Here is a 22,237-nt window from a genome sequence, read left to right as displayed (position 1 = left end):
TATACTTCAAATAGCGATCAGAATACAGGAAAGCCCCAACCGACATCATGTCGATTGGGGCTACATTATCTTAAAGTGTGCGATCGCCTGGTTTCCAGTTCGCTGGGCACAGTCCGCCTGCTTGCAGCGCTTGAAGCACGCGCAGCGTCTCGTCAACCGAGCGTCCTACATTCATGTCCGTGACCACTTGATAGCGCAGCACGCCTTCAGGGTCAATGATGAACAAGCCGCGGTGCGCAGCACCCGTTTCATCATCTAGGACGCCGTAGGCACGTGCTGTTTCTTTGGAGAAGTCACTGACCAAAGGAAACTTCACAGGGCCGATGCCGCTTTGATCGCGCGGCGTTTGTGTCCAAGCACGGTGCGTGTAGACACTATCTACAGACGCGCCTACAATGTCACAGTCGAGATCAAGGAACTGCTCGTAATGGTCGCTGAACGCCGTGATTTCCGTCGGACAGACGAAGGTGAAGTCGAACGGCCAGAAGAAGAACACGAGCCATCTGCCGCGGTAGTCCTCGAGCGAGATTTTTTCCTCGAGCGTCTCCATATTTTTCGTGGAAAGCAGCGAGAAGCTTGGTGCTGGCAGCCCAATTTTAGCAAAAGTAGGATGGGATTGAACGTTAAGTTGTTGTGTTGTCATGATGTAATCTCCTTTGTGGTTATGAATTAGCTAGCGATTTCGGCTAGTGCTTTTTTGAGTTTAGTGACGTTGAGACCTAGAATTTTGTGATCACCGATTACGGTGACTGGCAGGGACATTAAGCCCATATCGTGCAGCTCTTGTCCGAATTGATCATTCAAATCGATGTTTCTTTCTTCGAAACCGACTTGCTGTTCCGTTAAATATTTTTTCAGTTGGACACAATATGGGCAGTTGGAACTGGAATATACGATTACGTTAGACATGGTTGGTCATCTCCTAGTGGGTTTGGATTATTTGTATTGGGGGATCAATTGAGCCCGTTTATTAATAAATTTATCGACAGCCATGGCGGCAATCGCACCATCAGCAGCGGCAACAACAGCTTGTTTGACTGGGGTGCGTCTAACTTCACCTGCTCCAAAAACACCCGCAACAGGCGACTGCATCGAGCTGTCCAAGATCATGAAGCCCTCCTCATCGAGAGGAACTTGATCCTGCAAGAAATCCGTACCTGGCTTACTGCCAGATAGGAAAACGAAGACACCATCCACGTCCAGCACTTCCTCGCTGCCAGTGCTTGTACGAATTCTGAGACCTTGCACCTGCTTGTCTCCCATGACTTCAAGCGGCTTCGTTTTGTAGAGAATATTCGTGCCTTTTAATTCCGGAACGTGATGAACGCCTTGCAGCTCAGGACGCGGTACGACGAAATGGATGGATTTAGTGAACTTGCTCAACGCTTGTGCTTCTTCCAGCGCCTCTTCGGAATCACCGATCACAGCGACCGTCTTCCCCAAAAAAAAAGCTCCATCGCAAGTCGCACACGTGCTTACCCCGCGTCCCATCAGATTTTCCTCACCTGGCAGCATCCGATTGCGTCCCTTCGAGCCTGTTGCAATAATGATAGACTTGCCTTCATACATCCCATCAGCGGTAAATACATATTTCGTTTCGCCTTCCACATCCACATCCGTGATCGTCGTCTGGATGAACTCGGCTCCGAAGCCTTTTGCTTGCTCGCGCATTGTATCCAGCAGGTCCTTCCCCGACAATTCACCCATAACACCGGGATAATTCGCAATTTTGTGCGTAATGGCCAAAGCTCCTGTATTCGGTGCTTTATCGATAACTAATGTTTTCAAATTCCCTCTAGCTGTATAAATCGCCGCAGAAGCTCCAGCGGGACCAGCTCCAACAATAATGACATCATACATCGCGATGCACTCCTTCCGTACGACGTTTCAATTTAAATAATAATATATATCAGATAATAATTATTATAATTAAAAGAAAAAGAAAGTCAAGCTTATTTATAATAATTCTAAATAATAAAATAAAACAAAGAAGAGCTGCCTTGCAAGTAGGGATTTCCTACTCGAAGGCAGCTCTGATTTTAATGCAATGGCGATTACAAATCATCCTCTTCCCTTATCACAGGGTACGTCGGATATGGATATTGCTGATAGTATGGCGGGTATGGATAAGGATACGGATACGGGTAATAAGGCGGGTAGTACGGTTGTGTCGCCGCACCATATAGCAATGGAGCTACTACCCAAGGCAGTACATTGTTAAAGCCGCCGCCATGGTGTGGGAAGTGGCCTGGCCCCCCGGGAAAGTGACCAGGACCTCCTGGGAAACCGGGTCCACCAGGGAAGTGACCTGGGCCGCCAGGGCCTCCTGGGAAGTGTCCCGGACCTCCAGGGCCGCCAGGACCATGACCTATACCTCCGGGTCCATGTCCTATACCGCCTCCTATACCGCCGCCATGCCCTCCGAGCGGTGGACGAAATTCTTGATCTTCACGCTTTGTCATATCGGAATCACTCACATTCTCTGTATAGTTTGATTTTCTCCTATACTGTATGTGTGCGATTGCCTACTCGGTGAACGAAAGCCCAAAAATGGGCGGATTACCTGGAAAGGAGGGCTTCTTGTTCTGCTTTCTTTTGTTCATACTTTTCTCGATAGGTCGTGACAATCGCCGTATCATAACCATTCGTTGATAGCTTCGTTTCCGTGTCACTCATAATTTGACTAAATCGATTATCATATTCTGCAATCTTCGCTTTACCTTGCGCTTTTAAGCTTTCACTTGGTGCGGCCAAGTATTGAAGAAACAACGCTGTTAGCGTGGATTGAGCCTCCGACATTAAAGATGAAATTTTCCCATCTGCATCTGCCTTAATCGACTCAAATGATGGTTTCGTGATTCCGCCACCACCTCCACCACCAATTGGAGGCGTTGTAACAGGCTTTGTCGTCTCCGGTAGTTTCACTTCTGGATCCTTCTTCACTTCAGAAGTAACCGCGGACACCGTGTATGTTTCCGGATCCCAATTAATCGTCTTACCAACCGACTCAGATAAAAAACGAATCGGAACAAACAAACTTCCATCTACAATATACCCAGGCAATTGATCAGATGGGCTCTTTGCAACACCATCGAATAGGTAAGAAACTTTTTCCTTATAAACCTTCAATTTGCTTGGCGCTAACTTGGACTTATCGAACTTCTCAGTGCTTTTCGAATACACCTGCATATTTATTTTATATTCATTAATGTTAATTTTTTCTGCCGCTTTAGGCTCCGCAATCGATACCGTGTATGTATTCGGGTCCCAACTTACCGCTTTATCCAACGAATACGAAATGAAACGAATCGGGACATAAGTCGTGCCTTCGTAGATAAAACCTTGCTGACCTTCTGGCGGCGCATATTCCTTCCCATCAAAAGTGAAATGCATCGGAATCTGATACACATCCACATCCGTTGATGTTTGTGCTGCAGTTGCTTGCGCAGAAAACCCCATCATAACTGCTAGAGATAGACCCATTACTGCTTTAATACGTTTACTAGCTTTCACTTCCTGAACACCTCTTCTATTAATATTGGGATAAATCTCAAAATAACCCTATTGAATAAAACCTATTATAACTTTTTTTAGGCTAAAAGTCGCATTTTATCGAAAATCAAAACAAAAAAAGCACCATCCCGGTGCTTCATACTTAAAAATTAATTCAAACTTACTAATTCATCGACAAATTCCGACACACTTTTTAAAAGCAAACAGTTATATTCGAGTAAGCTATATCATACAAAGGAGGCGTAGCAAATGCCTAATTATTATTTTACAGAAGTATGGACACCTTTGAAATTAGCAGGCATTAAGCTATTCAAAGACGATGAAGATGCAATTTGGATAAAGGTTTGGGGATTTAAACGTAAAAAGCTTTCAAAAACTTGAAATTCAGTCTAGCTTGCGTCTCTGATCAGACGTCCGCTATTGTTACTATTCACCAACACTTAGTTAGTATAAACCAAGATATGACAAATGAAGAGGGACTAAAGACAGGGTCGATAGTCCTATTTATTAAAATAAAATGATTATGCCTTATGACAATAGGTGAAACAATCCATAAGCGAATGCATCGTTTCCTGCTGTGCACGAAGTAATTTGGACAGTTCCCATTGACCATTTTGTAGATCATGTTCGATTAAACCTAGCATCCAAAGCGAATGTACGATTGCATAGCGGTGATAATCTCTTATAAATGCTACCGCATCAACTTCCCAACCAAGTGCAACTCGATGATTCAGATACGCGTGCAATGCAGCTTGACGAGTGCTGGAGCTAATCATTTTAGGAAAATCGGGATGACTCATGTCTAATAAACCATACAAATCCCAGTACACGGAATTATGATGAACGAACTCCCAATCTAGAATGATAAACTCTGCGCCTTTCCGGCACACATTCCCCTGATGATAATCACCATGTGAAATAACAATTTCAGATTCAAAATTTCCGTCCAGCCGTGTGAGGAATTGCTTAATTGCTGTAATCTGAGCATCCTCTAATCCAAACTTAGTCAACCAAATTTTCACATCATCATACCTATCCATAACCTCTTGCATCAAATCAGACAGATCTCGTTTATCCCCTTTGAAATGCGAAGGGACTCGTTGGAGTGGAAGCCTATGCCACAAAGGGATACTCGCGGCTGCAATAACATAATCGTCTTCCTCCAAATGATGGGTCAGCTCACCCATATCTTCGTAGATCGTCCAATAACATTCTGGATCTTCATGCTCAGCAACGGCATAAAGCTTAGGAATTCTTACGGGTACTGAGGCAAGTAAATGTTCGTACATCCATCTCTCACGACCACACGTCGTTCCATTTGTTAATGGTTTGAAAATAAATGACTCCCTCTGTCCATTGATATCCACCCAGAATCGTTCAATCACCTTGCCATTTCTACCTGTATACAAATGCTGTCTGTCTATAAGCTTAGCTGTATTCAACATTCCATTGCTTGTAACTATACTTGAAAGTACATGCTCACGCTGTTCGTTCACCGCTGCATCACCTCCAGCTTTATCCCAGCTCTCCTATACCTATTCACTATCCACTTTCTGTATCCTCTTAAAATAAAATAAAAAAGCACCTGACATAGGTGCCTTCGTTAGATAAGATTTTCTACAAATCTAGCATTATGAAGCCATTACTTTCGGTTCGATACCGTCCATATTAAATACTGCCGCGGCCATCTCATCAGCACGTTTCGCTGCCGCGAACACGCTTAAATAAAATAAACAACCACTCAGCCATACTAGAAACAACGCGATCAGCCAAAACATTACAGATCTACCTCCTACGTATCGTTTCACATAAGAATAATCGGAGGTCCGTAATCGGCAGCTGGCTAACATATTAGATGACTCTAATTTAGTCCCTTTAGCTTTGCGTCATTGATTTTCATCAATTTTGCCATTATCCTACGAGTTATGTGATTAACAGTTATAGGTATATTTTAACAAAATCTATGATTCTTTCATCAACCTTTAGAATCATTGTTTCACCTTTCATCTAGTTCCTAAGACCTCTATTACACTTATTTAAGAAATGCTTGAGACAATTGATTAATTGCACTGCTCTGTGCAGATTGTTTCATAGAACTGTATGCCTGTTTCCAAGCATCCATATCCTTTAAGCTTATACCTGCTTTTTCTGCATCTGAGAGAATCCCATTAAAACTCGCATCACAGCGAGACTCAGCACTAGTGAATTTGCCCATAAACATGCTTTGAAGTGCGCTTAAATTCAAATTCTTGTCAGCCTTTTTAGCATTTACTACGCTTGTTATTAGATTGTTAATATCCCCCCGGCAGCTAGCTTCTAGAGAGTCCAACTTCGATTTATAACTTGCGACTACTGTAGAATCTGATGTTTTGGTTGGAGTGCTCTCAGTTGGAGACTTTTCTACAGTCGCTTGTTGATTCTTTGTTGGTTCAGGTTGCTTGTTTCCTAACTGTGATTGTTTTTTGGCCTGTAATTCTTTTTCAACGCGCTTTCTTTCTTCTGGATCATCGATGCCAATTAACTCTATTGGATAATTAGGATCAAGGATGAGTAGGCCTTTGCCATACTGCTTAGTAATCAAACGTAAAGCAGATATTTCATCTGAACTCAATTTCGAAAGTAAAAGATCACGAATTTTCTGCTTGTCCTCCGTTGACAGATCGCTTTTCGCTTCCCCAGTAAGGTAATATACCTCTTTCAAGGTTAAACCAGATTTTAATAGTAGCGCTGCTACATCAAGTGCATCCTGCGTCTTAATTGGCTTACTTGCAAACTCCTCAGCTTTTTCTACAGGGGAGCTAAGTATACTTGGGAGCTTGGTCTCATTTGAATCATTCTTGGCAACCACTGATGCGGCCTCTGTCCCTAGACGTTCTTCAATTGGTTGCTGGTGTCTTTGAACTATATCATCTACGTTAATCGAACGAATTTTATAATATAGGATACCGCCTCCAACTAACATTGCAAAAACAATAAAACTCAAACTACCTAGCAGCCATTTCTTCCATGATTTTTTAGGTTTCCTACTTCTCATTAAATAATCACCACCTTTACTTTACTAGAATCCAAAGGATCCCCCTAAAGATCGTCTTTGCGACAACCTTTAGGGGGAATGTACTCAATTTGAAAATTGTAAAATCTCTTCCCAGCTCATATAAAGCCGGATAATGTCTTCTTCAATAAGTTCACTGCCTGTTTGTACTTCGATAAACTCTAAATCCGTAATCCCTCTAATCGCGTGTCGAGAACGCATTGGAATTTGGATCACATCCCCAGCCTTGACTGGTATGAGTTTCTCATTCAATACCAGCTCACCCTCGCCAGCAATAAATGTCCAGGTCTCGCTGCGCTTATGGTGTAATTGATAACTTGAATTCTTGCCTGCACCAATACAAATTCGTTTGGTTAGGACGTGTTGATTTTCAGCAAGCTTACTATAATCTAATACTTTATACCAACCCCAGCGTCTTTCCTCATACATAGGCCTCAACTCGACATCTCGCATAATATCCTTGATCTTAGGGCTGGAAGCCTTATCTGAAACTAGAATACCATCTGGACTGGTCGCGACAACAATATTGGAAAGACCAATCACCGTGACAGGAACATCTAACTCATTAACGATATGCGTGTTCACAGAATCATGACTAATAATGCCATTCCCCATGAGATGGGAACTCATTTCTTCCGTCAATGTATTCCAGGTACCAAGGTCCTTCCAGTATCCATCATATGGCGCAACGACTACGTGACTGGCTTTTTCCACGACTTCATAATCAAAACTGATTTTCTCTAAACTCTCATATTGTTTCACGAGTTCCTCATACTGAATGGGAATACCTTTCTCAATCAGTAAATTGATGAGGTAATCTAATTTAAAAGCAAAAACCCCACAATTCCAAAGCGCGTCTTGCTCAATCAAGAGCTTCGCTTGGTCTTCATGGGGTTTCTCAGTAAAATGACTAACTTTATTATAGGGATCACTGCATATTTCTGGTTCAGGAACAATATAGCCATATTTTTCAGAAGGATAAGTTGGCTTTACGCCTATAAGTCCGATATCAGCACCTGATGATAGGACGATATTCTCTAACTCTTTGACTTTGTTGAAAAATCTATTCTCGACGTAAGGATCCACGGGTAAAACTGTTATAACCTCTTGTAGACTAACGCCTTCCATGGAGTATAAATACGTCGCAGCTAACGCAATCGCTGGGAACGTATCTCTACGCTCAGGCTCTACGATAATGGGAGCATCCGTTCCAAGTTGACTATAGATCATATCTAACTGCGCTTTGCCAGTCGCCACATAAGTGGAGTCGGATAGGCCGACATTCCCGATTTGCCGCCATACACGCTGGACCATCGATTCCATGTGCCCTTCTTCATCCTTTAGCACCTTCAGAAATTGCTTCGAACGTGAGTCATTGGATAATGGCCATAGACGTTTGCCGGAGCCTCCGGATAGTAGGATAAGTTTCATTTAGTTACCTCTCTTCGATGTATCTTTTTTAATTTTACGAACCTGTTATGAAGATATCTGAGTCAATAATTGCTTATATTTAGTGAGCGCCATATCTTTCGTTAGATTTAGGTCCAGATATTTCCTTCCATTCAGCCCCATATCCGATAAATGGCTGTGATTCATATAGAGGATCTCTTCAATTTTCTTAATAATTCCTGAATAGTCTCCAGGTTCAACCACAACTCCGCACCCACTCTTCATAATTAACCGATGAGCTTCACTACCACTCTCTAGTACACCTAAGACTGGCTTACCAGCTGCCATCACACCATATATCTTACTGGGAACAGAGACCCCTTTAATTCCCTTTTGATTCACAACCCAATGTATATCTGCTGCATTTAAGGAATACTTAATCGTATCTTTTGATTGAAACGGAAGAAAGTGAGTGTTTGTTAAGCCATTGTCATTGGCAAATTGTTTCATAGCCTTCTTTACAGCGCCATCTCCAATAAAAACAAATGCAACACTCGTATCGTCTTTAAAATGTTTAATTAATTTTATTATGTTTTCTAAATCATAATATAAGCCTAAATTCCCTGAGTACATGATAATACGCTTATTTAGCAAATCATACTTTCGTAGAAATTCTTGAACTTTTGGATGTTCCTTCTCTAAAGGAACAATATCTATTTCATCTGTCCAGTTATTAATGACTGAATTACTCGGAATAGACTTATTCTTCTTGCCAAAACGCTGAATAAGCGTTTCTTGCATATCAGTACCTACTGTTATTACATGATCAGCCAATTTACAGCTTAAATTGTCTATAAATCTTGCAATTCCAAATATAGCCTTCTTGTTTGTATATTTAACCGCTTCCGCTTGTTCTGGATTAAAGTCTTGAATATTATAGATATGTTTGGATCGCTTAAGTATCTTTCCAATAGTACCAATTAAACCACCTAAAACCGGCGGTGTTGAAATCGTATAAATAACATCCGTCTGCTTTTGCTTCAACAATGCGAATATTGCAAATAAAAAATAGGCTGTAATATATCTCAGCCTACTCACCTTATTGCTTTTATCTAATTTCGGTAATTTAATCCTTACAATCTCAATGTTTTCAAGTCTATCATGTATAAATCTCTTGCCACTCGATTGAGCATCAGTTCCCTCTGGTATTGCAGCAATGACGGTGATATCAAAGTCATGTTGTAAATATAAACATAATTCAGTCATTAACTGACCCGTTGACGCGAAGTCCGGATAAAAGTAGTTAACAACGAATACTATTTTCTTTTTCATGTGCTACCTCTTTCGAAAATCTTTCTTTTAAAAACTTAGCAGGCGAACCAATATGAATCTCATTACATGGAATATCTTTAATTACTGTGCTTCGTGCACCAGCAACCGCCATTTCATAAATCGTTACACCAGGATAAATAAATACATCGCTTGCAACCCATGCACCGTCTTTTATTCTAATTGGTCTGGTTATTAAACTAAATGTGATATCTTGAAGATCATGCGTCCCTGTACACAGGTAAGAATTTTGTGATATTACACAATGATTACCTATTTCTATACGATCAAGACTATACAACTGAACATAATCGCCGATCCAAGAATAATCCCCAATCTCAACTTTCCAAGGGTATGTAAATTTAGCAGTCGATCTAACCTGCACGTTCTTGCCTATCTTTGCACCGAATAGTCGTAGTAAAAATCTTCTCCATCCATACATGTTATGGATAGAGAAACGGAAAAAGGTTCCTTGGATGAGCCACCATAATAGAACAATTGCCCCGTTTCTACCTCTATAATAGTGAGATTGATTGTATAGATCTAGTCTAATTACATTTTTCATTTACCCAACAACTCCTCATAGACATCCGTTGTTTTGGCAACATAACTCGCTCTAGTAAAATGATTTAACACTAGGTTCTTTCCATTTTGACCCATTGTTATGTAATCCATATTTAATAGTTTGTCTAAAGCAGTTTTTATAGCAATTTCATTCTTAGGGGGTACTAACAAACCTGTATGTTCATTGACCATCTCTGGAACTCCCCCTACATCTGTAGCTATAATAGGCAATCCAGCACACATTGCTTCTAGAATTACTGTCGGAAATATATCATAAATAGAAGGAAGAACAAATACATCCGATTGGTGTAATAGTTGCGCCACATCTCTGCGAAGTCCTAAGAAGAATACATATTCCTCTAATTCATTGTCGGTAACTAGCCTCTGCAGCTCATTTTTATATGCTTGATCTGCATCGAAGGCAATATCTCCAACTATGACAAACTTCATATTTTTCTTTTCCTTCTTAAATAACTCTGCTGTCTTAATCAGGTATTCGATCCCTTTCATTGGGTTTAACCTTGCGACAGTAATCATTATCTTGTCATCTAAAGATAACCTTAATTCTTCACGTAAAGTTTTATGGACAGCCAAGGTTTTCTCATTCGATGTTGAGTAATCGATACCGTTGTAGATTTTAAGTAACTTATTAGATTGAAAAGGTCCCCAACGAAACATAGTTTTACTTCGATCACAAAGTACAATTACTTTATCATTAAACAGGTGGTTTAAATAGCCAACAAATTTATATGCAATTAATGGTCGTCTTGGCAATTCATGAACAGTTTGCACGGTCGGAATTCTTGCTATTTTACCAACAATATTACCACCAATAAGCTCCATTTTATGTGAGTGAATGATGTTTATCTGATGCTTTTTTACAATTCTTCGTATTGCTTTCATTGAAGAAAATAAATTTTTAAAGTTTCTCAAGTAATACCATTTGTCAGTCGGCTTTCCAAATACCGCTATTGTCCCAAATAATACTTCTGCTCCCGCTGCTTGATATTTCTCTACATACGGGCTAGGAGCAGGGAGCATGACATATGGTTTATATCTTGATTTCTCGAGTCCCTGTACTAACTGCAATAAGACAGTATCTACACCACCCACATGACTAGCATAAGGTTGTATATAAAGAATATTAATCATATGTCTTCCTCACATCATGGCTTTTTTTATTGCTAGTTTCACGGAGCGCGCATAGGAATATGGATGAATCTTTCTCCAGATATTGAAATTTAATTTCCAATTGTTTTGAAGGTATTCTTGGTTTGCACACACCCATGAGAATGACTCGACTAAATTGTGTTCATCCATTGGGTCAATCACAATTCCATTCATTTTTTCTACAATGATATCTCTTGTAGCTCCAGCATATTGTGACGCGATAACGAATGTTTTCGTCGCAAGTGCTTCATTAACTACTAACCCCCATACCTCTATTAGTGATGGGAAAACTAAACAATCTGCATCTATTAAGTAGGAAGTAAGTTCCTCTTTTTGCTTATATCCTTCAAAGCTTACATGATTACTCAATCCACATTCCTCAACTTGCTTCTTAATGGCTGCTTCTTCAGGGCCTGAACCCACAATTTTCAATTCCCAATTTACATACGGGACTTTTTGAAGAGCAAATATTACCTCTGTTAAACCTTTTCTTTGAATTAATTGACCGATATATAATAACTTAATTTTATCATGAGCAGTCTGTAACTTTAGCTTCTCTTTGTGATATTTACGATTGAAGTATTTAATATCTACCGTATTATAGCCTGTAATAATCCTTGCCTTGTTCACTCCATAATGTTGAAGGCACTGTGTTGCCGCGGAGCCATAGGTGATAAATGAATCTGCACGAGCAAAAAAGAATTTACGCACACCATTTACAAACTTATTTTTAATTCGGCTGCTCTCTAGGGTACTCCCCCACCAAACAATAAATTTTTTCCTGAATAGTTTCGCATAAATAAGTGCCGACCAATACCCAATTGCATCGTAGCCAGAAGTAATAATTACATCTGGATTAAGTTTTAATAATTTCTGAAAGAGCCCGTAATTAAGATGGACCCCCATATCCAATTGTTGAATATAGGTATGTATACCGGGGAGGCACTCATATTTATAATGAATTTCATTATGATTAATATTCCAGTTCCTGTTCTTCTCACGCTCTTCCAGATACCACACAGTAAGATTTATATTTTCATCTTCATTTAATTTATTAAATACAGGAATACGGTATGGAGCGATTGTATTCGTTAATATAAGAGTCTTTATCATTTGAAATCAGCTCCAGTGAATATGATCTAAGCTGCGAATAATAGATGGCCTTCCAATAGAGAAATAATCGATATTAGCTGATTCAGCATCTTTCAAGGAGAAACAGTTCCTCCCATCGAAAAAAGCTGGAGTTCTCATTAACCTTGCAGTTTTCATGAGATCCATCTGCTTGATTTGATCCCATTCCGTAACGATAAAGACACAGTCAGCATCAATCATTGCTTCTTCGATAGATGAACTGTATTGTACTGCAGGGTTAAGTACTTTCTTTGCCTTTGGAACTGCTATTGGGTCGTAGGCTACTACTTCAGCACCTTGTGAAATCAATTGATCAATGATAACTACTGAAGCGGCTTCCCTCATATCATCTGTATTCGGCTTAAAGGATAGACCAAGAATAGCCACTCTTTTATTCTTTAGATTCTCAAAATATGATTTAGCTTTATCAACTAGGCTAGATTGTTGAGTCGCGTTTACTTTAATAACAGACTGCAACAATTCGAAATCGTGCTGAACATTTCCAGCAATTTGAATCAAAGCTTTTGTATCTTTGGGAAAACATGAACCCCCGTATCCAATACCAGCCTTAAGGAATTGCTCACCGATTCTTTTATCTTTCCCCATCCCAACTGCGACATCTTCCACATTGGCTCCAACTTTTTCACAAATTGCAGCAATTTCGTTTATGAAACTGATTTTAGTAGCCAGAAAAGCATTTGCTGCATATTTAATCATTTCTGCACTTCGTCGATCTGTCAGATAGAATGGGATATGAAATGGTTCGTGCATTTTCTGAACAATCGCAGCAGCATTCTCACTATTTGTACCAATTACAATTCTATCACCATAAAATGTATCCTTAACCGCTGTACCTTCTCTTAGGAATTCAGGATTGGACACAACTTCGAATTCAACAGCTTTCTGCAAATGATTCGATATTAACTTCTCAATATGATCGTTTGTTCCAACTGGCACAGTACTTTTAATTACCACGATTGTATAACAACTAATGTGTTGCGCTATTCTCATAGCCGCCATTTCAATATAGGAAATATCAGCAGTACCATCCTCTTTACAAGGCGTCCCCACTGCGATAACAATAACTTCAGCATCTTGTAAACCAACAACGTAATCATCCGTAAATGACAAATTTCCAGATTCCAAATGTTGAACCATTAACTCTTCTAGTTCAGGTTCATAGATAGGAGACTTTCCCTCTTTCAGACTTTCCACCTTTTTGATGTCTATATCAATACAACTTACTTTGTGACCAATTGCTGCATAACAAACTCCACTTACTAGTCCAACATAGCCAGTTCCAATAATGGAGATTTTCATAGTAAATCTTCTCCTTCGTAAATCATATTACTTGTATATTAAGCTTTTATGTAAGGTCCTTATTGTTAAAAATTGATTAAAGATTTCATAGTGCCTTAGTGCCATATTTTCAATTTTGTATTGTTGAGCAATCCGAAAGCTACTATTCGAATATTTTTGTCTTAAACTCTCATTTTTAATTAATTCATTTAATTTCTCATATAGTTCTTCTGGATGATCACTGTTAACTATATATCCATTTTCATCTTCTGTAATTAAATCGTGTGCAGCTCCAGTTGTATATGTCGAAATGATGGGTAAACCAAACCATAGAGCCTCATTTAATACTAAGCCCCATATATCATACCTACTAGGCAATACAAAAAAATCTGCTACCTTGAAATATTCGATTAATTTATCTTTATGCATAAAATCTAAAATAGTAACATTAGATAATTCTAACGATTTAATCAATTCCCTATATTCTTCTTCCTTCTCTCCACCACCAATTATTAGCAGGCTGGCATTACAATCTTTCAACTTACTAAATGCATGTATGAGGACATCAAACCCTTTGCGATGAATAAATTGTCCGATAGTTAGCACTACAATGTCATTTAAGCCATGCGCAATTTTAATAATATCTTTTTTTTCTCGTGTTAATGGAGTTAATTCCTCTTCATTAAATTGGACTGAACTAAATGGATATTCACTAATAGCTTCCTTTTCCGCACCATAATAGCTTAAATACTCCGAACAATTCTTTCCTGAAGATAACCACATCGTTGCCGATGAAATTAGATATGTCTTAAACCATTTTTTAATTAACGATTCCTTTGCAGGAAAGCCACCATCCGAATTCAGTATGAATGGAATATTATGATACTTAAGCCAGTGTATGGCCATTATTTCAGTAGGCGAGCTATAACCTCCCAATACATATACATCAAATAGCTCTTTATTCAATTCACTTAGAATTGAAACATTGATATGCTTATCAAGTCCAAATGTCCGTCCTTTTAGAAATTTATATTTAAATCTTTCTCCAAGCCCTTCAAATTTCCATTTTCGATTGGATTCATTTTCAGCTTGAAACCAAACTGTAAGATCACAAAAAAACCCTAATTTGTTGAAAAAATCAACTCTGTACGGGGCTGGAATGTTAGTTATGAAAAGTACTTTCATGCTGAATTTAATCACCTCTTCAAATATTAGTCCTTTTCTAATCTAAAAAAGACTATTTTTTTTAAGATTTAGAAATTTATCTATAATTTTGGGAGTAAAATATAATGCTAGAATCGCTCCTACACCATAAGCAATTCCATTCATTAAATCACCTCTTAGTAAAAAAATTAAATAGAAAGTAAGGTAATAACCAAGAAAAGTGTAATATCCCCCTTTAATAAAGAAAACGCAAACTTTTTTTCCAAATAAAGATAATATATAAGCAAAAAATACTATTCCTAACAATCCAAAATTAATATATCCTTCAGATGGTAGTGGGTTTGAAAGATTATTAAACCACATTGAATAATTAGACATTAGGTAATTTCCTATTAATTGCCCTGTTGTTATAGGCTTATCTTCCCATATTTCCCTTGGAATAAAAAATAGTAATGATCCAGCCAGTTGGTTTCCGTATGTAATTCCATTTAGTTTAACGTATTCTATAGTTGCAGCAAAATTTGCCCACGCATCGTAATCCAGATCTGTAAATTCCTTGAAATAGTCTATTTCTTCAATGTACTGTGTTACACTCTCTTTACTGGCTAGTAAATCATCAATTCCAATTGCTTTGTGGGTAATAACACTAGAAATTGGAAAAAGAAAAATCAGAGTAATAAACAAAGTAATCAACAACTTGTTATTAGTGAACCTTTTAGTGAAAGTAAAACACATTATTGACAAATAAATAGGTCCAATGGCGTTTCTTTTTTCTAAAAATGGATTTTTCACAAGAAAAATTAGTAACAAGAATGGTATTAATAACACTGCATATTTCAGTTTTTTATTTTCTTTAAATTTCATTAATGTAAAAGAAAACAAAAAAAGAGGCAACAAAAAGACGTATTTGCTATAAATTAATGCTACTTGAGAAGATACATTATCAAATAATGCCTCTCTATAGATAATACCTCTAATGATTAAATCAAATTTTAGCATTATAATAATTATTGCAAAAATAGATATTACAAACATAGTAGACTTTGGATTTTCTAGAAAAGGTTTTTCCGTTTCAATAGACATGTTAATTTTTTTTGCTACCTTCGTAAACCGAAAAAATAAATATGAGGAGCAAAATACTGCTAAAAGCAAATTTGTTGAAATAATACTTTCTGAACTGATCAAAAAAGTATTAGGTAATCTTTCATATCTAATTTGAGATAATGGAGCAATTATAAAGAATAATATTGAGAAAACAATGAAACTCACTTCAAAAAATAAATATTTGAAACCGTGTAACATATAGATCATGGTACATATTGGAAAAATAATCGAAAAAAAAGAAAGAAAGACCATAAAATTATCAGTGAATGAATATGCCAAAATAATTAGTGCTGTAGCGACAGTCAGTGCTATAAATAATGATTTTACTTTACTTTTTTTTACAATTGATCCATTTTTAAGGTGATTCATTTCATTCCCCCGAGCAACAAAAAAATATCTAAAATAATCAATAAATGCATTTATTTATTGTAAAAATTGTTATAATAATATCCAATATGCTGGAAACAGTTCCACTTCTTCTAATCCCTTTATATTAATCCATTTTCGTGGTGCAATAACAACTTTATCTATATTCTCATTAAGATAAGCTCCCCACCAACTAAATGAACTATTGGCAATAATGTTGTGTTTACATGAGTTCATAAGCCACATGTCTTTATAACTATTATTGTTTCTATTGTGGTTAATATAGCAGGTGTTGCTGTCTGAAAGCCCCAGGTTTTTTTGAGCCCAAATAATATCATCTGAAAAAACATAAAATTTAGGATTTAATACCTTCTGTTTTATGAATTCGATTGATTTTGAATAATACTGTAAATTTGCAATATTCCCGAATTTTTTTTCAAACTTTTCATTTTGGTAATAATCCCCGCGTCTTACATGAATTGAAACCGAGTTTTCATTTTTTATTTTATTAATTAATTCTTCATTCGATTTATCTAAAGGTTCCCGGAAGGTAAATTCCTTTTTTAAATTAGATTCAATATCTTTAAAATAATTGTAATTTTGCCAGTATCCTTTTATATATTTTTTTTGTTTATGGAAGATATTTTGATCAAATACAAATTCTTTTTCTTCGTTATACATACTGTTTTTACTACCAAATATCTTTCTTCGAATACGTGACCGTAAATTAACTTCTAAATCTGAATATCTATTTATCATTACCTCACTGGCATGCTTTGGTGTAATATTAAAAACATTTTCCAACTCATATCCATTATGCTGATTTTTAAACATCTCATAATTTGTTCTTGTATCTAAATATACTTCTTCATCATCTAATAATAATTTCATATAAAGAGCATACTGAAACATTTGATTTCCTAATCCGCTACTAATTTGTACTATTTTCACTTATTTTCTCCTTATAATTATTATTTAAGTATCTACTAAATAGATTAATAAGGTCACTTAAAAATTTTCTTGTTGATTTAAAAGCACATAACATACTTAAAATAAATAAAACATACATAACTATTTCAACTATAAATTCTAAAAGAATATTTTTATTAATCCCAAAATTTAAAACAGATAATTTCGAGATAGTAAATGAAATGAAAATAATTATAATTATTGTAAAGTTCTCTTTACAAAATAATCTAATAATTTCACGTGAATAATAAAATTGTATAGATAATACTATTAGTTCTGTAATAACCCAAATAATAGCGGCAGCACTCACACCAAAAGATGGTGTTATTAAACTATTTAATAAAACACTAAAAAGTGCTCCAATTACTAGGGGATATGAATGAAGTTTATTTCTACCTAATGGCACCAAATACCATCCGCCAATTACTCCACCGATAATTTTGGTTATTAAGATTGGACTTAATATTGAAAACAACAATATTGCTCCATCGTACTCTTCACCTAAAAACAATTTTATAATTTCTTTTGAGGACAATAATATTGCGAAAACAAAAAAACAGCCTAGAATTATATATATGTTAAACCCATTACGAATAATAGATTCAGCCTGCTTATGTTTAGATGATGAACGTAATAAAGCTATTTTTTGTATTAAGACAGCTGAAGGAATCATTAGAACAGAATACAAAAATATAATGAGTCTTTGCACCTGTTGATAATTAGATAATCCAGTAATATCACCCATTTGCCCCAACAGAACTTTATCAAAGCTTGAAAAAATTAAAACTGTAATATTCGGTAAAAACAGTAAGAATGCTGCTTTAAAATGTGATCTTAGCCTTCCTTTATTAATTAATTTTATATATTTTAATAAGGATATAGTATTTGCAAACAGAATAAAATTCCCTAATAATTGACTACCATTCATTAAAATTAAATACACCCATAAATCCTCAGGGTTTCTCACAAATAAAAATACACTTGATGTTCCGATCAACTTAGCAATAATATTTCTACTTACAATTTTTTTAAAGTCCCCCTTTCCTTGATAATACCAACTGACGTCGAATAAGCTAACAATAATATTCAAACCCTGTAGAAAAAAAATCGTTACACTATAGCCTGTTGAATATTGCAGAATAAAAATTATATATAAGAATAGTCCAATTAATAAAAATAAGACTTGTAAGATGATTATCTCTATAAATGTGGTATTTTGAGATTTCCCTTTAGATTGGGCGATTGCATTCGCCCCATAAACAGAGAAACCTAATGAGAATATTACAACGAACAAATTTACTATTGTAAGAGAATAAGAATTGACACCATTTTGTTCAACCCCTAAAACTCTTGCTATATAAGGTATGGTTAGAAAAGGCAAGATTGTATTAATAAATTGCTGACCTGCTACATAAATAATGTTTTTAACTGTTTTATCCAATACTAACATTCCTCACGAGGTTAACTAATATTTTCACAACTGTCTTCAACTCTATCTTTACTTCATTTCCCATTAAAGTTCTCCGTAAACTAAAAATAGAACTTAAATCAGGTTTTTGTGTATGTATTCTTCTAATGTAAATATTAATAATCCAATCAAAAATTTCTTTTTGATCTAAACTACTATTTAAGTTCAGCTTCCTGATTTTCAGTAATTCAGGAAATATTTTATTTAAACTATGATAGCTGTTTTTTTTATTTAAAGCTCCCATAATTGATGTTTTTCTAATTCTATGAAAAACAACATTTTTTTCAAAATGCATAATCTTCGGGTTCAAAAATAATGTTTGAAAAAAATGAAGATCATCTTCAGCATGGATCAAGCCAGGATAGAATACTAAACTATTATCTATTAAGAACTTCTTTTTATAAATTCTTCGCCATACAACAGGTGAAAAATAATTTCTTCTTTTTATTATTTCTAAGTATTCATTACCTTGATAACAAAATGTTCGAATACCATTAATAACCTTTCCGGGCCTACCTTTTATCTTTTTTTCTATATAGTCCCTATCACTTTGAAGACCATTAGAAATATCTTCTTTAAAGATTTGAGCATCAAAAGTTAATATATCAACATCCCTCAGTTGAGATATAGAATTAACGAATTTTATATCTTCTGCCAATATATCATCAGAATCAAAAAAAAATATATACTCCCCTATTGAGTTTTCCAAACCAATATTTCTTGAAGTACTTGGTCCTTGGTTTTCTTGATCTATTACTTTCATATTTTTATTTCTTGATTTGTATTCCTCTAATATTTGCAAACTATTATCCGTTGAACCATCGTTGACAGCAACTAATTCAAAATTAACTAAGACTTTTCCGAATATTGAATCTAAGCATTCCCTTAAGTAAGGTTCGACATTATACACTGTTAACACGATTGTCAAATCCATTATCTAACCCCCTTACAATTTCCAAGTAAATTGAAAAAGCAATAGTTTTAAATACTCATTTATGTGTTCCCTTACAAAGGAAAACTTCTTTATTCTCTTCTTATCTTTTGTTAATGCACTATTAATGAATTACTTCATCTCTTTATTTACCCGTTTCAAATCCGAATCCACCATCATATGAATCAATTCCTCGAATCCAACCTCAAGCTCCCAGTCTAACTTCTCTTTCGCTTTCGTGCAATCCCCGAGCAGCAGATCAACCTCAGCTGGTCTAACAAAAGCCTGATCAATCACTACATAATCCTCATAATGCAATCCTACATACGAGAAGGCTACCTCCAACAGTTCCTTCACTGTATGCATTTCTCCAGTGGAAATTACAAAGTCATCTGGTTCTTCCTGCTGTAGCATCAACCACATGGCTTTTACATAGTCTCCAGCGAAACCCCAATCCCGAAGGGAATCTAGGTTGCCCATTCTAAGCTCGCTTTGTAAGCCAAGTTTAATTCTAGCCACAGCGTCAGTTACTTTGCGAGTTACGAACTCAATCCCGCGGCGTGGCGATTCGTGATTGAAGAGTATGCCTGAGCATGCAAACATATTAAAGCTCTCGCGATAGTTCACCGTAATCCAATGTCCATACAGTTTCGCTACCCCATATGGACTGCGAGGGTAGAATGGCGTCGTCTCTTTCTGTGGTGTTTCCACAACTTTCCCAAACATTTCACTGCTCGATGCTTGATAGAATTTGGCATCGGGCTTCATGATGCGAACAGCCTCTAGCATATTCGTTACGCTTAATGCTGTCATATGCCCCGTAGCCAAAGGCTGCGGCCATGATGCGGCTACATAAGATTGAGCTGCTAGATTATAAACTTCATCTGGTTGCGATGTTCTTACTGCTTCTATTAATGAGGCTAAGTCTGTTAAATCACCAGACAGCCATTCGATGCGATCTTTAATATGTTGGACATTCTCGTAATTCGGTGTGCTCGTACGTCGACGAAGGCCATACACTTTGTATCCTTTTTCTAATAGAAACTCTGCTAGATAGGAACCATCTTGTCCAGTTACACCTGTAATTAATGCTGTTTTCATTGTCAATTCCTCCACTTGAACATTCATCTATTTCGTAGCTACGATGTGATTATCAATAAACCATTGGTAAGCCGAACGGATTCCTTCTTCGAGTTCGATCTTTGCTTTCCAACCTAAGTTTGAAATTTTCGTTACATCAACAAGCTTCCTAGGAGTACCATCCGGTTTGGATGTGTTAAATACTAACTCCCCATCATAGCCAACAACTTTCTTAATCATCTCAGCCAATTCTTTAATAGAGATATCTTCACCAACACCGACATTAATAATGTCATTGCTCTCGTAGTTATCCATTAAGTACAAGCAAGCATTGGCCAAATCATCCGCATGGAGAAATTCCCGCTTCGGCGTACCCGTCCCCCAGATTTCAACCTGTGGTGCCTGATTCATTTTAGCTTCATAAATTTTACGCATTAGTGCTGGTAAAACATGTGATGTCTCCAAATCAAAGTTATCATTAGGTCCATACAAGTTGGTAGGCATCACGGAAATATATCTTGTACCATATTGGCGATTATAAGATTGACACATCTTAATGCCAGCAATTTTCGCTATGGCATAAGGTTCGTTCGTAGCCTCAAGTTCACCTGTTAATAAATATTCTTCTTTAAGTGGTTGAGGTGCAAGCTTCGGATAAATACAAGTGGAACCAAGGAATAATAACTTAGTAACGCCTGACTTATAGGCTGCATCAATAACATTGGTCTGAATAAGTAAATTATCTCGGATAAAATCAGCTGGATACTCATTATTAGCCACAATGCCACCAACTTTGGCGGCAGCCATGAATACATAGTCAATCTTTTCTACAGTAAAAAATGTTACAACATCATCGAATTTCTTCAAATCTAATTCTGCACTCGTGCGATAGACTAAATTTGTATAGCCTTTAGCTTGTAATTCTCTCAAAATAGCAGATCCTACTAATCCTCTATGCCCTGCAACATATATTTTAGCTCCAAGTTCCACGGAACACCTCTATTTCTATGTGATTTAATAGGCATCTTTCGATCCCAAAAGCACCTTACTAGTTTTCAAAATGATTTTCAAATCCATGGCAATACTTCTGTTTTTTATGTATTGCAAATCTAGCTCTACCATTTTTTCGAAGCTTACATTGTTCCTACCACTTATTTGCCACAAACCCGTGCACCCAGGAACTACGTGTAATCGTTGCTTATGATAGTCGCTATATTGCTCAACTTCTCTTAGTAATGGCGGTCTTGGGCCAACTAAGCTCATTTCACCTTTCAACACATTCCATAGCTGAGGAAGTTCGTCCATGCTTGTTTTCCGAATAAATTTACCTATTCTTGTGATTCGAGGATCTTCTTTCAATTTAAACATGTGACCTTCGATTTCATTTTTATCCAGTAAACTTTCCAACAACTCTTCAGCATTTGAGACCATCGATCTGAATTTGTACATTTTAAACTGCTTCTCATCTTTACCAACGCGCAGTTGATAGAAGAATACGGCTCCCTTTGGATCTTCAAGCTTTATCAAAATAGCCAAGATTAGAAATACAGGCAAGCAGAGGACTATACCAACAAGTGCTCCCAAGAAATCCACTACTCTTTTGATAACTAAATACGATGCTTTGCTCTTGTAAGCTGCCTTTACTTTCCTACTGGGATAGTACTTTTCTGTCTCTAATAACGGCGTCTCAGTGGAGATATTCCGCATC

Annotated in this window: 23 protein-coding genes and 1 riboswitch; of the genes, 1 reads left to right on the top strand and 22 read right to left on the bottom strand. The window is 36.8% G+C overall.

Annotated features, from left to right (window positions below; all coding sequences use genetic code 11):
* Positions 1–70 precede the first annotated feature (70 nt).
* From AC58QO_RS06650 to AC58QO_RS06630, 5 genes are all read right to left on the bottom strand, one after another.
* A complete protein-coding gene (locus tag AC58QO_RS06650) occupies positions 71–643 on the bottom strand; it encodes a peroxiredoxin (RefSeq protein ID WP_497264519.1) in 573 nt (190 codons plus the stop codon).
* A 26-nt stretch (positions 644–669) separates the two neighbouring features.
* Complete coding sequence (locus tag AC58QO_RS06645; protein ID WP_497264518.1) at positions 670–909, bottom strand: glutaredoxin family protein; 240 nt, start codon at positions 907–909, stop codon at positions 670–672.
* A 27-nt stretch (positions 910–936) separates the two neighbouring features.
* Positions 937–1,860, bottom strand: a complete 924-nt coding sequence (locus AC58QO_RS06640) for an NAD(P)/FAD-dependent oxidoreductase (RefSeq protein ID WP_497264517.1) — start codon at positions 1,858–1,860, stop codon at positions 937–939.
* Between the two features lie 194 nt (positions 1,861–2,054).
* On the bottom strand, positions 2,055–2,462 hold the full coding sequence (locus AC58QO_RS06635) for a hypothetical protein (RefSeq protein ID WP_497264516.1): 408 nt from the start codon (positions 2,460–2,462) through the stop codon (positions 2,055–2,057).
* A 97-nt stretch (positions 2,463–2,559) separates the two neighbouring features.
* Complete coding sequence (locus AC58QO_RS06630; RefSeq protein ID WP_497264515.1) at positions 2,560–3,513, bottom strand: copper amine oxidase N-terminal domain-containing protein; 954 nt, start codon at positions 3,511–3,513, stop codon at positions 2,560–2,562.
* A gap of 249 nt (positions 3,514–3,762) precedes the next feature.
* Between AC58QO_RS06630 and AC58QO_RS06625 the strand changes: the two genes are divergently transcribed.
* Positions 3,763–3,894: a hypothetical protein gene (locus tag AC58QO_RS06625; RefSeq protein WP_497264514.1), complete on the top strand. Its 132-nt coding sequence runs from the start codon at positions 3,763–3,765 to the stop codon at positions 3,892–3,894.
* Positions 3,895–4,034: 140 nt separating this feature from the next.
* On the opposite strand, the gene AC58QO_RS06620 is transcribed toward AC58QO_RS06625, so the two are convergent.
* The 17 genes from AC58QO_RS06620 to AC58QO_RS06540 form a co-directional block, all read right to left on the bottom strand.
* Positions 4,035–5,009 carry a phosphotransferase gene (locus AC58QO_RS06620; RefSeq protein ID WP_497264513.1) on the bottom strand — a complete coding sequence of 325 codons (975 nt, stop codon included), beginning with the start codon at positions 5,007–5,009 and terminating at the stop codon, positions 4,035–4,037.
* Between the two features lie 135 nt (positions 5,010–5,144).
* Positions 5,145–5,291: a hypothetical protein gene (locus tag AC58QO_RS06615; RefSeq protein ID WP_497264512.1), complete on the bottom strand. Its 147-nt coding sequence runs from the start codon at positions 5,289–5,291 to the stop codon at positions 5,145–5,147.
* Between the two features lie 53 nt (positions 5,292–5,344).
* A riboswitch (cyclic di-GMP riboswitch) is annotated at positions 5,345–5,433 on the bottom strand.
* Between the two features lie 112 nt (positions 5,434–5,545).
* Positions 5,546–6,547, bottom strand: coding sequence for a hypothetical protein (locus tag AC58QO_RS06610; RefSeq protein WP_497264511.1), 1,002 nt, complete (start codon positions 6,545–6,547; stop codon positions 5,546–5,548).
* Positions 6,548–6,631: 84 nt separating this feature from the next.
* Positions 6,632–7,996: a sugar phosphate nucleotidyltransferase gene (locus tag AC58QO_RS06605; RefSeq protein WP_497264510.1), complete on the bottom strand. Its 1,365-nt coding sequence runs from the start codon at positions 7,994–7,996 to the stop codon at positions 6,632–6,634.
* Between the two features lie 45 nt (positions 7,997–8,041).
* Positions 8,042–9,286, bottom strand: a complete 1,245-nt coding sequence (locus tag AC58QO_RS06600) for a glycosyltransferase family 4 protein (protein ID WP_497264509.1) — start codon at positions 9,284–9,286, stop codon at positions 8,042–8,044.
* Positions 9,258–9,848 carry a putative colanic acid biosynthesis acetyltransferase gene (locus AC58QO_RS06595; RefSeq protein WP_497264508.1) on the bottom strand — a complete coding sequence of 197 codons (591 nt, stop codon included), beginning with the start codon at positions 9,846–9,848 and terminating at the stop codon, positions 9,258–9,260. The genes AC58QO_RS06600 and AC58QO_RS06595 overlap by 29 nt, the downstream gene beginning before the upstream one ends.
* Positions 9,845–10,999 (bottom strand): glycosyltransferase family 4 protein, encoded by a 1,155-nt coding sequence (locus AC58QO_RS06590; RefSeq protein WP_497264507.1) that lies wholly within the window; start codon positions 10,997–10,999, stop codon positions 9,845–9,847. Before AC58QO_RS06590 ends, AC58QO_RS06595 begins: the two co-directional genes overlap by 4 nt.
* Positions 11,000–11,008: 9 nt before the next feature.
* Entirely contained in the window at positions 11,009–12,130 is a 1,122-nt protein-coding gene (locus AC58QO_RS06585; RefSeq protein WP_497264506.1) for a glycosyltransferase family 4 protein, read from the bottom strand.
* A gap of 6 nt (positions 12,131–12,136) precedes the next feature.
* Positions 12,137–13,468: a UDP-glucose dehydrogenase family protein gene (locus AC58QO_RS06580; RefSeq protein ID WP_497264505.1), complete on the bottom strand. Its 1,332-nt coding sequence runs from the start codon at positions 13,466–13,468 to the stop codon at positions 12,137–12,139.
* Between the two features lie 27 nt (positions 13,469–13,495).
* Positions 13,496–14,632, bottom strand: coding sequence for a glycosyltransferase family 4 protein (locus AC58QO_RS06575; protein WP_497264504.1), 1,137 nt, complete (start codon positions 14,630–14,632; stop codon positions 13,496–13,498).
* Between the two features lie 42 nt (positions 14,633–14,674).
* Entirely contained in the window at positions 14,675–16,084 is a 1,410-nt protein-coding gene (locus AC58QO_RS06570) for a hypothetical protein (protein ID WP_497264503.1), read from the bottom strand.
* A gap of 69 nt (positions 16,085–16,153) precedes the next feature.
* Positions 16,154–17,032, bottom strand: a complete 879-nt coding sequence (locus AC58QO_RS06565) for an alpha-1,2-fucosyltransferase (RefSeq protein WP_497264502.1) — start codon at positions 17,030–17,032, stop codon at positions 16,154–16,156.
* Positions 17,013–18,491, bottom strand: coding sequence for a flippase (locus tag AC58QO_RS06560; protein ID WP_497264501.1), 1,479 nt, complete (start codon positions 18,489–18,491; stop codon positions 17,013–17,015). The genes AC58QO_RS06565 and AC58QO_RS06560 overlap by 20 nt, the downstream gene beginning before the upstream one ends.
* Positions 18,484–19,452 (bottom strand): glycosyltransferase, encoded by a 969-nt coding sequence (locus AC58QO_RS06555; RefSeq protein WP_497264500.1) that lies wholly within the window; start codon positions 19,450–19,452, stop codon positions 18,484–18,486. The genes AC58QO_RS06560 and AC58QO_RS06555 overlap by 8 nt, the downstream gene beginning before the upstream one ends.
* Before the next feature lie 129 nt (positions 19,453–19,581).
* A complete protein-coding gene (gmd, locus tag AC58QO_RS06550) occupies positions 19,582–20,550 on the bottom strand; it encodes a GDP-mannose 4,6-dehydratase (RefSeq protein ID WP_497264499.1) in 969 nt (322 codons plus the stop codon).
* 27 nt (positions 20,551–20,577) lie between these two features.
* Positions 20,578–21,519: a GDP-L-fucose synthase gene (gene fcl, locus AC58QO_RS06545; protein WP_497264498.1), complete on the bottom strand. Its 942-nt coding sequence runs from the start codon at positions 21,517–21,519 to the stop codon at positions 20,578–20,580.
* A gap of 24 nt (positions 21,520–21,543) precedes the next feature.
* A complete protein-coding gene (locus AC58QO_RS06540; RefSeq protein WP_497264497.1) occupies positions 21,544–22,236 on the bottom strand; it encodes a sugar transferase in 693 nt (230 codons plus the stop codon).
* Between the last annotated feature and the right edge of the window lies 1 nt (position 22,237).

The organism is Paenibacillus sp. J31R30, from assembly GCF_059692115.1.
The sequence above is the reverse complement of the archived record's forward strand: the minus strand, read 5'-3'. Positions and strand labels throughout refer to the sequence as shown.

Excerpts from the sequence above, each read along its gene's own strand:
- AC58QO_RS06650 (WP_497264519.1), bottom strand. The coding sequence starts at position 643 with ATGACAACACAACAACTTAACGTTCAATCCCATCCTACTTTTGCTAAA.
- AC58QO_RS06645 (WP_497264518.1), bottom strand. The coding sequence starts at position 909 with ATGTCTAACGTAATCGTATATTCCAGTTCCAACTGCCCATATTGTGTC.
- AC58QO_RS06640 (WP_497264517.1), bottom strand. The coding sequence starts at position 1,860 with ATGTATGATGTCATTATTGTTGGAGCTGGTCCCGCTGGAGCTTCTGCG.
- AC58QO_RS06635 (WP_497264516.1), bottom strand. The coding sequence starts at position 2,462 with ATGACAAAGCGTGAAGATCAAGAATTTCGTCCACCGCTCGGAGGGCAT.
- AC58QO_RS06625 (WP_497264514.1), top strand. The coding sequence starts at position 3,763 with ATGCCTAATTATTATTTTACAGAAGTATGGACACCTTTGAAATTAGCA.
- AC58QO_RS06615 (WP_497264512.1), bottom strand. The coding sequence starts at position 5,291 with ATGTTTTGGCTGATCGCGTTGTTTCTAGTATGGCTGAGTGGTTGTTTA.
- AC58QO_RS06610 (WP_497264511.1), bottom strand. The coding sequence starts at position 6,547 with ATGAGAAGTAGGAAACCTAAAAAATCATGGAAGAAATGGCTGCTAGGT.
- AC58QO_RS06605 (WP_497264510.1), bottom strand. The coding sequence starts at position 7,996 with ATGAAACTTATCCTACTATCCGGAGGCTCCGGCAAACGTCTATGGCCA.
- AC58QO_RS06600 (WP_497264509.1), bottom strand. The coding sequence starts at position 9,286 with ATGAAAAAGAAAATAGTATTCGTTGTTAACTACTTTTATCCGGACTTC.
- AC58QO_RS06595 (WP_497264508.1), bottom strand. The coding sequence starts at position 9,848 with ATGAAAAATGTAATTAGACTAGATCTATACAATCAATCTCACTATTAT.
- AC58QO_RS06590 (WP_497264507.1), bottom strand. The coding sequence starts at position 10,999 with ATGATTAATATTCTTTATATACAACCTTATGCTAGTCATGTGGGTGGT.
- AC58QO_RS06585 (WP_497264506.1), bottom strand. The coding sequence starts at position 12,130 with ATGATAAAGACTCTTATATTAACGAATACAATCGCTCCATACCGTATT.
- AC58QO_RS06580 (WP_497264505.1), bottom strand. The coding sequence starts at position 13,468 with ATGAAAATCTCCATTATTGGAACTGGCTATGTTGGACTAGTAAGTGGA.
- AC58QO_RS06575 (WP_497264504.1), bottom strand. The coding sequence starts at position 14,632 with ATGAAAGTACTTTTCATAACTAACATTCCAGCCCCGTACAGAGTTGAT.
- AC58QO_RS06570 (WP_497264503.1), bottom strand. The coding sequence starts at position 16,084 with ATGAATCACCTTAAAAATGGATCAATTGTAAAAAAAAGTAAAGTAAAA.
- AC58QO_RS06555 (WP_497264500.1), bottom strand. The coding sequence starts at position 19,452 with ATGGATTTGACAATCGTGTTAACAGTGTATAATGTCGAACCTTACTTA.
- gmd (WP_497264499.1), bottom strand. The coding sequence starts at position 20,550 with ATGAAAACAGCATTAATTACAGGTGTAACTGGACAAGATGGTTCCTAT.
- AC58QO_RS06540 (WP_497264497.1), bottom strand. The coding sequence starts at position 22,236 with ATGCGGAATATCTCCACTGAGACGCCGTTATTAGAGACAGAAAAGTAC.